Below are 13,919 nucleotides of genomic sequence, written 5' to 3' on the forward strand. Positions count from 1 at the left end.
TAATTAAACATAGTTATTTTTGTAAGTTACACAGATTACTAAACATTACCGGAATATGTCTATTGTTCCTTGTCATCGTGTTGTTAATAAAAATAAGAATATTGTTAATTATCTTTATGGTGCCCATATTAAAAATTTTTTATTAGCACAAGAAATTAAATAAGGTATAAGATTATTTTTTATGATTGATTATCTTTTTTTGATTTTTAAAATTGTTAACAATTTTAACTACATAATTTTTAATATAGTAAACAGGATATCCTGCTAACATAACAGCAATTAAAATTAGTGAATTTCATAATGCTCACATATTATTATTTTGTGTACCATAATAATACATTGCTAAAAATGTTCCAACAATAGCAATTATTGCTCCTAAATAACCAATAATAATGAAAAAATAAAATCAAAAATTATTAAAAATCTTTTGGTAGTCTGGATGTTTGCGCCTTAAAAAGATAATGACTGAATTAACAATTAATTTTAAAAAACTAATAGCAATAATAAAGTAATTAGTTAATTCATACAATTGATTTCATAAAATATAAATTAAAGCAGCAAATATTAATAGTAGCATAGCAGCTCATGGCATATTAGTTCTTTTAGTTGTTTTTTGAAAAAATTTAAACAAATCTTTTTCTTCACTCATTTTAAAAATTAAACGTGATTGATAAAGTAGAAATGCATTTAGTGAACCAACAAATAATAAAATTGCTAGTCCTGAAAAAATATAAGCTAAAACATGAGGAATATTAGGGTTATTGATAATAGCATAATATCAAACGTTACTAAATCCATCATTTTTATCTAATCATGAAAATGGTTCATTAATAGTTAACAAAGCAATTAATAGTATTAAATATAAAAAAATAATTAGTCCAGTTGCAACAATTAAAGTTCAAAGTACATTTTTTCTTGGATTTTCTACTTCTTCAGTAACATAAGTTATTGCTTCAATTCCTGAATAGGCAAATAGCGTCATTGTTGTAGCTGGTAATAAAACATAAGTTGCAAGAAAAATTTTTGATAAATCTTTTTGAACTATTTCACTATTAAAACTATCTGTATTGCCATAAATCATAGCAATAAATAAAACAAAAGTAATTGGTAATCCTTTTAAAATTGTAAAAATAATTTGTGTTTTTCCAGAACTATTTTTAATAAATATTTGGACTATAGCTAATGCAAATAAAATTAAAATTCCAAATAATTTTATCAACCATTGGTTAGTAATATGAGCTAAAGTGCCGATAATATTGCCTAATGCTAAAGTAGCAGAAGCAAGGGCAGTAGCACTAACCATTAAAACTAAAATCCATCCCAATCAAAACGAACAAGCCATTCAATTTGCTTTTTTTAATCAATAATAAGCACTTCCATTTCCCGGAAAAGAAATAGCAGTTTCTGCTAGCAATAACATTTCTGGCAAAATTAAAATACCGCCTAAAATTCAGGCACATATCATTAAAATCGGATTAAATCCACTTTGAAACGCTACTTGTCCAAATGAAATTAGTACTGATGAACCAACTGTGGCAGAAATTGCCATCATTAATATTACTCAAAACGAATACTTCTTTTTTAATTTCATGTCTTTTTCCTATCTCTATTTTTTTATTTCGTATGTATTGATAAAACTTTTTATTTTATTAATGTAAGTTTGATAAGCATTTGGTAAGGTTTCAATATGACCAATATTTTCCAAAAATAAATAATCATAATTTTTATAATGGAGTTTAACTTGATAATTATGAATGACATTTGCCATGAAAAATGGGACAAAATTATCTTTTTTACCGTGAATTAATAAAGTAGGAACTTGAAAACCTGTTTTGCTTTTTTTTAATAAATCATATTCTAAAATATTTGTATTTGTAAATTTTTGATATCTTTTTGTTAAACCATTACTAATTAATCATCAAGGTTTTTTATAGCGATATTGCATGACATAACGAAATTGAACAAGTAGATTAGAGAATCCACAATCAGTAATTGCCCAGTTAATTAAATTGGTTACTTTATAATTAAATAAATAATAATTAATTGTTGATGCGCCCATACTATTACCAATTAAACCAATACTTCTAACTTGATAATTATCTTTTATTCAATTAATTAAACAGTTAATATTTTCAGCACAAGTAAGACCAATGTCACTATATTGGCCATCAGTTTTACCGTGAGCAACACTATCAAAAGTTAAAATATTGTATCCTTCTTCATAAAATCATGAGACTAATCTTAATGCTAAATATTTATTTTCTGTTCAACCATGAAAACCAATAACTCATTTATCACTTTTCTTTTTTTGAATGACAGTTAGACAACTAATGTTTTGATTATTATCATTTTTAATGGTAAATTCTTGATAATTTTCTTTTTTTCAATCAATTGGATAGCCATATTTATTAAGATTTTTAATTTGACAATCATATTGATGATAATTAAAACTATTAATATCAACTGTTTGTTCGTTATTTATTTTAAATTTTCCTTCTTTTTGATAAGAAAAGCAAAATTCTAAAAATTGTTTTTGATATTTTTTTGAATAAAAATAAACAAAAGGAAATAATAGAATAACTAATAAAATTTTGCTAAAAGAATAACAAAATATTTTATAACCAGTTAATAAATTTTTTTGATTCATAGATGTTTTGATTACTGTCATTTTTTAAGCCTTTTCTAAACTACTAAACTACTAATTATTTTACACTATCTTATCAAATGTTTAAAATATTAATGTATGTTAATTTAATTATTTTAAAATAATTAAATTAACAATTTTTTATAACTTAATTGTTTTTCAATTTTAATAATAATTTTTAATATTTAATTTTATTAATAATTGCTTTCTAGGAAGTTTGGTAATGTTTAGTAATTTTTTCATTTGTAAACTTTAAGTGATATTTATTTAAAATTGAAACAAAATAATATTTTCAATAATTTTAATTATGAATAAAAATAGTATACGAGAATTTTAATAAAAAGGAGGATACTTAAAAATGATAAATGAAAAAAATAAGACAGTAGAAGAAGATAGTTGAGAAAGCGTTACTACTGTTAATGTTGATGATAGCGACTGTCAAGCAAAAATGGAAAAATTAAATAAAAAATTACAAGAAACAGCTAATGAATTAGAAGAAATAAGTAGTCTTTATGCAAAATCAGTAAAAGAATCATTAGATAAATCAAAAAAAATAAAGAACTAGAAGATAAAATTGATGAATTAGAAGAACAATTAAAAGCATGTAGAGAAAAAAATAAACAATTAGAAGGTTTTGAAGATAAAGTTAAAAAATTAGAAGAAGATTTAAAAGAATGTAAAGAAAAAAGAGAAGAAATAGAAGCACAGTTAAAAGAATGTAAAGCAAAAAGAGAAGAATTGGAATAACAATTAAAAGATTGTCAAGAAAAAAATAAAAAATCAGATGAAAGTAAAGGACAATGAATTCCTGGTGAATATAAATGAATGCCTGTTGGATCAAAAATGCCAGAAGGTTGAGTAAAAGTAGATCTTGCTAAAGGTTTAACAATAGTTCAGAGCGATAAAGAAGGACAAACATCAGGAAGTGTTGGAAAGCATAATCATACATTTTTAAATAATAGTCAGGTATTAACCACTCCTGCTTCAGCAAAACTAGCTTTTATTAATGAAAGAACTTCAGGAACATTAGGTTCTAAATATGTACCATTCTTAGGTAGTTATAATGTTCTTTTGCGAACTAAAACAGCTGCTGATACTGGAAAAGGCATCTCTAATACCGAGAATAATTTAGCTGCTGGAATATTTGCTGAACTTTGAAAATATCAAGGAGAAAACAGTAGTAGCTAAAGTTAATAAAAAAGAAAGAAAAAAATATCGGAATATAACATTTTTTAGTAATAATTAATTATATTTTTTAAATTTTAGGTAATGTTTAGTAATCTGTGTAACTTACAAAAATAACTATAGCTAACTAAAGTAATGTTTACTCATAAATAATGTAAAATAATAATATGTAATTTAAACAGTTTTTGAATTTAAAAGTACAATTCAGCAATATTTAAAATAGATTAGGAAGATTAAATTATGCCAAAACCATACAGTGAAGACTTACGAAGAAAAGTAATAGAAGCCTATGAAAGTAAAAACATTAAAATTAAAGAAATTTGTAAAGTGTTCAATATTACTAGAAAGACTTTATTCTTATGAAGAAAAAGAAAAAAAGAAACTGGGCATATAAAACCAATTTTGAATTATCAAAAAGGACATAGCCACAAAATAAATGATTTAGTTGAATTAAAAAATTATTTAGCGCAAAATAAAGATGTTACGGTTCAAAAAGTAATTGAAAAATTTGGTGATATGACTAAAGAAACGGTTTATAACTATTTCAAAAAACAAAATTATACATATAAAAAAACTTTTCTATATTAACAAAGAGATAAAAATAAACAAGAAGATTTTTTAAAAGAAATAGCTAAAATAATGAATGAAGATTTAGTATTATATATTGATGAATCTGGAATTGATGATAATGAATTTTATAAATATGGTTGATCTGAAAAAGGTAAAATATTATTTGATAATAAACCCGCATATAAAATAAAAAGAATTAGTATAATTGGTTCACTAAATAAATGTAAATTAAAAGCCCTATGAGCATTTGAAGGACATTGCAACAGTAAAATTTTTGAATAATATGTAAAAAATATACTAATTCCAGTATTAAAGCGTGGACAAATTATAGTTTTAGATAATGCAACGTTTCATAAATCTAAATTAACACAACAATTAATTGAAAATGCTGGATGCAAACTATTATTTCTTCCACCATATTCTCCTAATTTAAATCCAATTGAACATTTTTTATTTGCTATAAAACATAATATAAGAAAAATATTACCAAATTATTAACCAAATATTAAAAAAGCTATTGATTTTGTTTTTCAAGATATGAGTAAGCATTACTTTAGTTAGTTATAAATCTAAATGAACATTTGAAATTAAAGAAAATACTATTACAGATAGATTAAAATCACTTGAAATTGATGAAGCAGAATTAAGATTAGGAATTACTAATATTAAAAGAATTATTGTTAAGCGTTATGTTGTTAGCGAAGAAGAAGCACAACAAATTATTGATGAAAATAGAAAATATCAAAAAGAATAAATTGAATTTAATAATACTTTTTTAGGATAAACTAAAAATGATACCGAAAATAAATCATCAATTAATTAAAACAGTTTGAAAATCAACTGGGGAAATTGAAAAAGATTTTACACAAAATAAAGATTTACAATTTCGTGTATGTCCTTTTACTATTATTTTAGGTGCTATAAATTCAACAGAAACTGGCTATAAACAACCAACTAGTATTCCTAATGATTATACTTCATTTAGTAAAATCTTTACTGGAAGAAAAGCAATACAAGCAGTATGAGACCATTCTTATTATCCTATTCAAAATAAAGATAATCCAGATGAAGCATATAAACAATTACAAATTGGTGATGTATTTTATGGAAATATTTTAAGTGACCAATTAGGTATTACTTATTCAGCAACTCCCAATGATAATAGTTTCATTCAAGAACAAGCAATTAAAAATGTAGTTATTAATATTCCAAATGAAAAAAAGAATTTTAGTTTTATTAATAATATTGTTTCAAATTTATATAAGTTATATATGATTCCAGAAATTAATAAAGTTATAAATACTGATAAATCAATTAAAGTTGATAGACAATGATATATTCTTGAAGTTGCTAGTAAAACTTATAATAATGAAAATAAAGAATTAGCATATATTCAATGTACTTTTAGTTCATTAAATGATAAATTAGCACATAGTGGATTAGCAATTAATCAATATGTACAATTGGGCGCCCCTGCTGACCCAGTTGCATTACCAGCATTAGATGAAAATAATAATATTATTTTAGATAGTAATTATTTAACACCATTACCAGTTACTCATTGTCAAGTATAGCTAACTGGTAATGTTTACTCATAAATAATGTAAAATAAGTGATTTTGGACAATATGAATTAATTTTAACTGGTAATAATCCAGTTGTTTGTATTTGAAAAAATAATACAAAAATATATCAAAAAAATAGAGGAATTATTGACCCTACAACTCATAAACCTAGTGGACAATATGAATTTTATACAAAACAATATAAAATAGGTGATTATTGAAATGCTTATTTAATTGAGGATACAAGTGGTGTTGATTTTAGTAATTTACCAAATAATCAAATATTTAAAACACTACAAACTAAAAGACAATATACTTTAGTAATGTTTGAAGAACATATTACAATTGATGATTATTTACAATTTTTTGTTTTATTTAATGATGAAAATGAAAATATTGGTGGTAATAGTGGAAAAAATCAAGATAGACAATTATTATATATTTCAAATGTAACAAATTATTATAGTCCTTATAATGGTGCATTTAGTATGCAAGTTTTAACTTTTAGTAGTTTAAATGATAGAGTAATTAGTAGTGGTCAAAATACACTTGATTTTGTACAATATGCAAGCCCGGGTAGTGGTTATGCTTTTCTTACTATTCAACAAGGAAAAGCAACTTTAAATCGTACTTTAATGCGTGATATTGGTGTACGTTATAGTCATAGGCAAAGTTATGGATTAGAATTATTATCAAGTTGTTATTATTATGGAAGACCTATTCTTCAATGTCAAGAACCTATTCAACAAGGAACAGAAGAAATATTCGAAAGTAAAGTATTTGCTTCAAGAAGATTATTTATTGCTGGTAATAATGATTTATTTACAACTGATATTAAAAATAATGGTGGTTTGCTTGCCGGTATAAATGATAAAATAACAACAAGTAGTCATCCAGAAACAACATTTTATAATATTATGGATGCAAAACCTACTGGATTTACTAATTTTAAAGAATGATTAAAAACTTCATTAAATTTTCAAGATAATTTATATCTAACTAAAGTAATGTTTACTCATAAATAATGTAAAATAATAATATGTAATTTAAACAGTTTTTGAATTTAAAATTACAATTCAGCAATATTTAAAATATATTAGGAAGATTAAATTATGCCAAAACCATACAGTGAATACTTACGAAGAAAAGTAATAGAAGCATATGAAAGTAAAAACATAAAAATTAAAGAAATTTGTAAAGTGTTCAATATTACTAGAAAGACTTTTTTCTTATGAAGAAAAATAAAAAAAGAAACTGGGCATATAAAACCAATTTTGAATTATCAAAAAAGACATAGCCACAAAATAAAGGATTTAGATGAATTAAAAAATTATTTAGCGTAAAATAAAGATGTTACAGTTCAAAAAGTAATTGAAAAATTTGGTGATATGACCAAAGAAACAGTTTATAACTATTTCAAAAAACTAAATTATACATATAAAAAAAATTTTCTATATGAACAAAGAGATAAAAATAAACAAGAATATTTTTTAAAATAAATAGCTAAAATAATGAATGAAGATTTAGTATATATTGATGAATCCGGAATTGATGATAATGAATTTTATAAATATGGTTGATCTGAAAAAAGGTAAAAGATTATTTGATAATAAACCAGCATATAAAATAAAAAGAATGATTATAATAGGTTCACTAAATAAAGGTAAATTAAAAGCCCTATGAGCATTTGAAGGGCATTGCAACAGTAAAATTTTTGAATCATATGTAAAAAATATACTAATTCCAGTATTAAAGCGTGGACAAATTATAGTTTTAGATAATGCAACGTTTCATAAATCTAAATTAACACAACAATTAATTGAAAATGCTGTATGCAAACTATTATTTCTTCCGCCATATTCTCCTAATTTAAATCCAATTGAACATTTTTGATTTGCTATAAAACATAATATAAGAAAAATAGGGACTTTCCTAAAAACTGTGTTTTTTAAATAAATTTAGTTGTAAAATCACTAAGTGACACAGATTACTAAACATTACCGAAAAATATTACCAAATTATTGACAAAATATTAAAAAAGCGATTGATTTTGTTTTTCAAGATATGAGTAAACATTACTTTAGTTAGCTATATATTATTTTTAGGTATAAAAAAATTATAAATATCTTTTGCAATATTTAACTGATTAAATGTTTTTACTTGATTATTATTTTGTTTTACTTGCATAATTATATGCTCCTGTCTGTGAAATAAATAATAATAAAAGGTAATATGTTTTGTAATTTTTAAATATAAATAAAAAAGTGAATAAGAAGTAATTATTTTACTAAACCTATTCACACAAACACCTTTTATTGTGTTTACATAATTATTAACCCTTTGTAAATGTTTGGTCACATTTATTTAGGTACATAGGTTTAGTAGATATGAGCTACTAAATCTTTTTTTATTGTTATTATTATATCATAAATAATTTATGTTTATTATTTAGATAGTTATTCATTATTTATGATTTTAATTTTTTTAATAAACGTTTCTCCGATTGGAAGAGTGGTTTTAAAATAGCATTCACCAATTTTAAGGGTTTTAAGGTTGCTTGGGTGAACGATAAATTCATCAACTGAACGTAAAGAGGTAATGTTTAGTAATCTGTGTAACTTACAAAAATAACTATGTTTAATTAATTCTAGTAAATAAAATTAAATAACCAGAAAGAGTGAGTTACTTATGTCTAAAAAACAAAATATTAATAATAATGATCCAATATCAAAAGCAGTAGATTTATTACTAGAAAATACTGAAGATTTAACAACAGTTTTTAAAGAGGGAGGTTTATATAAATAATTAACAAAAAGATTAGTTGAAAAAATGTTGAATTCTGAAATGCAAAATTATTTAGGATATGAAAAAAATCAACATAATACTAGTGAAAATGCTCGCAATGGTATAAGTTCAAAAAAATTAATAACCCAACAAGGTAAAATTGAGATTAATGTACCACGAGATCGTAATAGTAATTTTAAGCCAGTAATAGTTGCAAAAAGACAAAGAAGATTTGATGGTTTTGATCAACAAGTTCTTTCATTATATGCCAAAGTCATGACTTTATCAGATATTAGAATGCAGTTACAAGAGTTATATCATGGTGCTGATATTAGCGAAAGTGTTATTAGTCAAATTACTGATGATGTTATTGATGATGTTAAAGCATGACAAAATCGGCCATTAGAAAGTGTTTATCCGATTGTTTATTTTGATTGTATAGTAGTTAAAGTACGACAAGATAAACGCATTATTAACAAATCAGTTTATATAGCACTAGGAGTTGATTTAGAAGGTAAAAAGATGTTTTAGGTTTATGAATTAGTGAAAATGAAGGTTCTAAGTTTTGATTATCTAATTTCACAGAAATGAAAAATCGAGGCTTAAATGATATTCTTATTGCTTGTAGTGACAATTTAACAGGAATGTCAGAAGCAATACAATCAGTTTATCCTAAAACCGAACATCAATTATGCATAGTTCATCAAATTAGAAATAGTTTAAAATATGTTTCATACAAACATAGAAAATCACTAGTTACAGATTTAAAACCGATTTATAGTGCATGTAGCGAAGAACAAGCAATGCAAACTTTAGAATCTTTTGAAAGTAAATGAAATAAACAATATCCTCAAATTGCTAAATCATGATATAAAAATTGAGATAATTTAATGGTTTTTATTAGTTATCCTGCAGAAATCAAAAGAGTGATTTATACAACAAATGCTATTGAATCTGTTAATAGTCAATTACGAAAAGTTATTAGAAATAAAAAAGTTTTTCCAAATGATATGGCAGTTTTTAAAATATTTTACTTAGCAATTGAAAATATAACAAAAAAATGAACAACGCCCATTCAAAATTGAAATACAGCAATTGCTCATTTTATGATAAAATTCGAAGATAGAATTAATCTAAACTAGTAACTTTGTAAAAAGATACACAGATTTTTAAAAAGCCTCGCTAAACTGATTAAAATTGGCATTCCTATTGTAATAATTTTGTTTCCAACATCTTGTAAATTACTATTTGTTGCTAACATCATCATGTATATCATCTACTTTCCTGTCTTTTTTAAATTTCTTGTTTTTTAAATCAAGCAATCCTTTGCAAAAACCAAATATACAACCCAAAAGAAACATTATTTTTCTTAATAACCATAGTATTGGTTTGAAAAAAATAAATAAAAGAATAATAATTGCAAAAAATATTGTTCAGTTCATTTTATTTTTTTCCTTTTCTTTTTGTTTCTTCTTCGGCTTCATCAGCTTTCATTTGGGCAATGTCTTTTTTAGTTTGACGTTGGAAAGCTTCAGATTTTTTCTTACGCATTGGTTCTAAAATAAATGGTGTAATTACAAATTTTTTTAATAATCAACCAAGAAATAGTAATCCTAATAAACTGCCAACAACAATACCAATAATAGCTAAGAACGTTAATCCTTTTTTGTCATTGTTTGGTGGGTTATTATTTTGAATTTGTAATATAAAACTATTTGATTTTTCAGAACCATATTTAATAACAATTTCAAATTTCTCATTTGTTTGAAATTGTATGCCTTTAATTTCAAAAGCAACTTTATTTAAATCATAATTGCTTGTATCAAATTTATCAATTGTGATAGTCTTTGGTATTTGTTGTTTTAATTGTTCAACAATTTGTTCTTTTGAAATTATTTGTTTTGAAGCCACTTTACCTTTGGTTTTAAATCAATCAGCAACAGCATTAACTAGTTGATTATCATTTGCTTGTTTAATTCATGATTTGCTTTCTTCAAACAATATATTTAGTTGGCGAACAGAATATCCATGAATATTATCGTGTCCATTTGCTTTTGCTCACTTTTCAAATTGTTTGCCATTATCTGTATCAAAATAATTTGCAATTTCTTGTTTTGGAGCAATTTGTAAATAAATATTGTTATGATTTCCTAAATTATCTTGCAATTCAATAACATATTTTCCGTTGTTTGTTGATAATTGTGAACCATCTAAAACAATGCCATTGGTTGGGTCGATTGTTATGTTTTGTGATGTTTTATTTCATTGATTATCAGCACCATATACAAATCCAGTTATGACACTACTTGCAGTTGGTTTTTTCATTGCGATTTTACTTTCACTATTTGCATAGTAGAATGAATTAACTGGGTTTGTAATAATGGTTTTATCAATTTGTCCAACATAATCAATATCAACTTGTGTTGATGGTGATTATGTTGGTTTTAAATCAATTTTTAAATCAACAACTGTTGCTGGTACAACATTATATTTAACCACAACTGAACCTTGATAACTTTTACTATCTTTTTTGGCAGTTAATGTTGCAGAATGCATATCTTTTTTCTCAATTTCAATTTGTGAAAAATCAATAATGCGAGAATTTTTTTGAGTAATTGCTGAAATGATAGTTTCATTATTGTTATCTAAAATATTTCCTAATTTGTTATCGATATCAAATTTAATTACATCACTTAAATTTTCTTGTTTTGGAGGAATTGGTGGGTCAATTTTGGCTTGCATAGAGACAATAATTTGACTAGTATATTGTTTTCCGTCCAAAATAAAAATTACTTGTAAATTATGGTCTTTTTCGCTAGTTTTGGGTTTGACATTGATGTTTCATTGTTTAGCTGTTTGTGTTTGCAAGACATTATCAAATAAGACCTTATCAATGTTGTTATTTTTTATTTCAATATTTAATTCCCCATCAACAGTAAGTAAATCATTTCGTGTTCAAATTTTCTTCTTAGTGCTATCAATTAAATTAAACTGACTTTTTTCTTTGGTTCACGACAAAGCAGTTTGTAAAATATTTAAAATATTGGTATATGTTTCAAAATAAACATTGTCAAGTTTGTCAAATGTAATTGAAGAGACTGCGTCATTTATTCCATCAATTTTCGTTGGAGTATCTGAACCAGCAGAAAAATTATATAAACTATCATCCATACCAAAATAAATGGTATTTGTTTTGTCAATATCAATTGCTAATATATTTCGATCATTAAGTTTTGTTGGGGTATCTATACCAGCAGAAAACACATATAATCCTTTATTTGTTCCTACTCAAATTGTTCCGTTATTTTGTATATTCATAGTTTTAATTTGATTTAAAAATTGAAAAGAATAAAATTTTTCAAAGTTTTTTCCATTGTCAATATACTTATAAATATAATCTTGTTTACTAGCATAAATATCACCATTTTGAGAAACTGCAATTTTATCTATTTGAGAACTAGGAAATCCTTTTATTTTGATTTGTTGAAAGGTTTTTCCGTTATCTGTTGATTTATATAGCCCTTCATAATTTGTAGTTGCAACTCAAATTGTTCCGTTTATATCAATTGTTAAAGAATTTACACTACTTGTATATGTGCCAATTGGAAAACCATTAATTACCTTATTGAAGGTTTTTCCATTATCAGTACTTTTGTTAACTTTTGAATCAATTATTGCTCATATAGTTCCATCACCATCAATTGCAAGTGAAAAAATAGTTTTTTTTAGTCTAGTTATTGCTCTTAATGGCACATATTCATTATTTGAATTAGTTTTTCCAACATCTTGTTTTACCTTTTCTATCAGTAATATGTTAGAAAGCAAAGGAGTTGGAAAAACTGTAGTTAACGTTGAAAGTGTTATTAAATTTAATATTTTTTGCATAACGTTCTCCCTAATATCATTTTCATTGAATACCACACAAGCAAGTTAATTATACCTTGTTAAATGGTGTTTACAAATCGTACCTTTTTTTAAAAGTTTTAATTACAAATTTTTTCTCAATTTCTATAACTTCACTTAATAAAAATAATTTATTTATTTTTTCACTTAAATTTTTAATATAAAACTGTCATTTTTCATTATCAGTTTTTAATCAAATAGTTTCGCTAATCATTTCTTGTAAATTTCATGTTTGAAAAACTAGTATAGAATTTTCTTCAATAAAATAAACATTACATTTATCACTTAAATTATTTTCTTTTAATCAATTTTGATAAGTCAATAGAATCTCTTGCTCATTATTTGATAACTGCATTATTTTCATCTAATTTACTTTTATATTTGCTATTTAAATAAACAATTTCTTCTTTGCTATGAGCATTACATAAGTACATATCAAAATTTACTGCTTCATGAGCTGTTTTTACTACAATAGTTGGTCTTCTATGACAATAATTACATTTCATAAAAAATCTTCCTTTCAAATAAAATTTTCAAAAATAAAAATTACAACCAAAGTAATAGGTTGCAACATGTTTATTTTTTAAATTTACTAACTAAAAGAAAGATGTAAATAAAAAAACTAGATAGGTCTTAATTTTGGCGATGTACCTAATACTTAGTATTTAATTTTTATACCTTTAATTTATCACATTTAATTAAAATTGCAAATATAATATTAAACTTTAATTAAATATAATCGTTACTAGTGCCATCGCCAGACCACACCAGTAACTAGATAATTGTATCGTAAATTAGTATTTAAATGAATTAAAATATTTAAAAAAAACTAAATATTTAATTATGTTCAGTTTCGTTTTTATTTTCAAATTCTGACTTTGCAACTGGTTTATTTTTATTTTCACACGAACCATTTTTACACTTTCTATTTTTAAATTTTTCTTTTAATTTATTAAACATTCGTTTTTACCTCAGTTTCTTTTTGAATGATTGCTGTTTTAATAGTTTGTTTATAAATAGATTTGGGTTGAAATTTTGGCGAGTAATGTTCACTCATTTGTAAAGTTTGACCATTTTTAGGATTTCTAACAGTTCTTGCATTCTTTTTAACAATCATGAATTTTCCAAGATTTGAAATATCAACAAATTAACCAATTGAATTTTTAGCGATAATTATTTCTGAAAGTTTATCAATGCACTTTTCAACATCTTTTTGATTCAAACTAATTTCATTACTTATTGCTTTTACTAATTCTTTTTTGTTCATAA

Annotated in this window: 19 protein-coding genes and 2 pseudogenes; 12 read left to right on the forward strand and 9 right to left on the reverse strand. The window is 24.1% G+C overall.

Annotation, left to right across the window (positions count from 1 at the left end; all coding sequences use genetic code 4):
• Positions 1-55: 55 nt before the first annotated feature.
• Positions 56-163, forward strand: a complete 108-nt coding sequence (locus tag ABWV63_RS01005) for an MGMT family protein (protein WP_353306455.1) — start codon at positions 56-58, stop codon at positions 161-163.
• A 9-nt stretch (positions 164-172) separates the two neighbouring features.
• On the opposite strand, the gene ABWV63_RS01010 is transcribed toward ABWV63_RS01005, so the two are convergent.
• Together ABWV63_RS01010 and ABWV63_RS01015 are read right to left on the reverse strand one after the other, a co-directional pair.
• On the reverse strand, positions 173-1,549 hold the full coding sequence (locus ABWV63_RS01010) for an amino acid permease (protein WP_353306456.1): 1,377 nt from the start codon (positions 1,547-1,549) through the stop codon (positions 173-175).
• 57 nt (positions 1,550-1,606) lie between these two features.
• Complete coding sequence (locus ABWV63_RS01015) at positions 1,607-2,647, reverse strand: alpha/beta hydrolase (RefSeq protein ID WP_353306457.1); 1,041 nt, start codon at positions 2,645-2,647, stop codon at positions 1,607-1,609.
• Between the two features lie 355 nt (positions 2,648-3,002).
• Between ABWV63_RS01015 and ABWV63_RS01020 the strand changes: the two genes are divergently transcribed.
• The 11 genes and pseudogenes from ABWV63_RS01020 (at position 3,003) to ABWV63_RS01070 (ending at position 9,889) form a co-directional block, all read left to right on the forward strand.
• Positions 3,003-3,209 carry a hypothetical protein gene (locus ABWV63_RS01020; RefSeq protein WP_353306458.1) on the forward strand — a complete coding sequence of 69 codons (207 nt, stop codon included), beginning with the start codon at positions 3,003-3,005 and terminating at the stop codon, positions 3,207-3,209.
• A 278-nt stretch (positions 3,210-3,487) separates the two neighbouring features.
• Entirely contained in the window at positions 3,488-3,832 is a 345-nt protein-coding gene (locus ABWV63_RS01025) for a hypothetical protein (protein WP_353306459.1), read from the forward strand.
• A gap of 237 nt (positions 3,833-4,069) precedes the next feature.
• The gene (locus tag ABWV63_RS01030) at positions 4,070-4,417 is read left to right on the forward strand and encodes an IS630 transposase-related protein (protein WP_353306460.1); all 348 of its coding nucleotides are present in this window, start codon (positions 4,070-4,072) and stop codon (positions 4,415-4,417) included.
• Positions 4,418-4,468: 51 nt separating this feature from the next.
• Positions 4,469-4,681 (forward strand): transposase, encoded by a 213-nt coding sequence (locus tag ABWV63_RS01035; protein ID WP_353306461.1) that lies wholly within the window; start codon positions 4,469-4,471, stop codon positions 4,679-4,681.
• A 51-nt stretch (positions 4,682-4,732) separates the two neighbouring features.
• The gene (locus tag ABWV63_RS01040) at positions 4,733-4,897 is read left to right on the forward strand and encodes a transposase (protein ID WP_353307139.1); all 165 of its coding nucleotides are present in this window, start codon (positions 4,733-4,735) and stop codon (positions 4,895-4,897) included.
• A gap of 25 nt (positions 4,898-4,922) precedes the next feature.
• A complete protein-coding gene (locus ABWV63_RS01045; RefSeq protein WP_353306462.1) occupies positions 4,923-5,153 on the forward strand; it encodes a hypothetical protein in 231 nt (76 codons plus the stop codon).
• Positions 5,154-5,190: 37 nt separating this feature from the next.
• Positions 5,191-5,973 (forward strand): hypothetical protein, encoded by a 783-nt coding sequence (locus tag ABWV63_RS01050; RefSeq protein WP_353306463.1) that lies wholly within the window; start codon positions 5,191-5,193, stop codon positions 5,971-5,973.
• Between the two features lie 313 nt (positions 5,974-6,286).
• Positions 6,287-6,988 (forward strand): hypothetical protein, encoded by a 702-nt coding sequence (locus tag ABWV63_RS01055; protein ID WP_353306464.1) that lies wholly within the window; start codon positions 6,287-6,289, stop codon positions 6,986-6,988.
• A gap of 87 nt (positions 6,989-7,075) precedes the next feature.
• Positions 7,076-7,306 carry an IS630 transposase-related protein gene (locus ABWV63_RS01060; RefSeq protein WP_353306465.1) on the forward strand — a complete coding sequence of 77 codons (231 nt, stop codon included), beginning with the start codon at positions 7,076-7,078 and terminating at the stop codon, positions 7,304-7,306.
• A 214-nt stretch (positions 7,307-7,520) separates the two neighbouring features.
• Positions 7,521-7,919: a transposase gene (locus ABWV63_RS01065; RefSeq protein ID WP_353306466.1), complete on the forward strand. Its 399-nt coding sequence runs from the start codon at positions 7,521-7,523 to the stop codon at positions 7,917-7,919.
• Positions 7,920-8,651: 732 nt separating this feature from the next.
• Positions 8,652-9,889: pseudogene (locus ABWV63_RS01070) on the forward strand (IS256 family transposase).
• Here ABWV63_RS01070 and ABWV63_RS01075 read toward each other — a convergent pair.
• The 7 genes and pseudogenes from ABWV63_RS01075 to ABWV63_RS01105 all read right to left on the reverse strand — a co-directional run bounded on the left by ABWV63_RS01075 (position 9,886) and on the right by ABWV63_RS01105 (position 13,917).
• Complete coding sequence (locus ABWV63_RS01075) at positions 9,886-10,014, reverse strand: hypothetical protein (protein WP_353306467.1); 129 nt, start codon at positions 10,012-10,014, stop codon at positions 9,886-9,888. The pseudogene ABWV63_RS01070 and the gene ABWV63_RS01075 sit on opposite strands and share 4 nt — an antisense overlap.
• Before the next feature lie 176 nt (positions 10,015-10,190).
• Positions 10,191-11,072, reverse strand: coding sequence for a hypothetical protein (locus tag ABWV63_RS01080; RefSeq protein WP_353306468.1), 882 nt, complete (start codon positions 11,070-11,072; stop codon positions 10,191-10,193).
• Positions 11,073-11,180: 108 nt separating this feature from the next.
• On the reverse strand, positions 11,181-12,632 hold the full coding sequence (locus ABWV63_RS01085) for a hypothetical protein (protein WP_353306469.1): 1,452 nt from the start codon (positions 12,630-12,632) through the stop codon (positions 11,181-11,183).
• Between the two features lie 70 nt (positions 12,633-12,702).
• The gene (locus ABWV63_RS01090; protein ID WP_353306470.1) at positions 12,703-12,972 is read right to left on the reverse strand and encodes a hypothetical protein; all 270 of its coding nucleotides are present in this window, start codon (positions 12,970-12,972) and stop codon (positions 12,703-12,705) included.
• A gap of 16 nt (positions 12,973-12,988) precedes the next feature.
• On the reverse strand, positions 12,989-13,156 hold the full coding sequence (locus ABWV63_RS01095; RefSeq protein ID WP_353306471.1) for a hypothetical protein: 168 nt from the start codon (positions 13,154-13,156) through the stop codon (positions 12,989-12,991).
• A 331-nt stretch (positions 13,157-13,487) separates the two neighbouring features.
• Positions 13,488-13,610 (reverse strand): hypothetical protein, encoded by a 123-nt coding sequence (locus ABWV63_RS01100; protein ID WP_353306472.1) that lies wholly within the window; start codon positions 13,608-13,610, stop codon positions 13,488-13,490.
• Positions 13,603-13,917 (reverse strand): annotated as a pseudogene (locus ABWV63_RS01105) (HU family DNA-binding protein). Before ABWV63_RS01105 ends, ABWV63_RS01100 begins: the two are co-directional and overlap by 8 nt.
• Between the last annotated feature and the right edge of the window lie 2 nt (positions 13,918-13,919).

It is taken from the genome of Spiroplasma ixodetis, from assembly GCF_040369795.1.
Classification (GTDB): Bacteria; Bacillota_I; Bacilli_A; order Mycoplasmatales; family VBWQ01; genus Spiroplasma_E; species Spiroplasma_E ixodetis_B.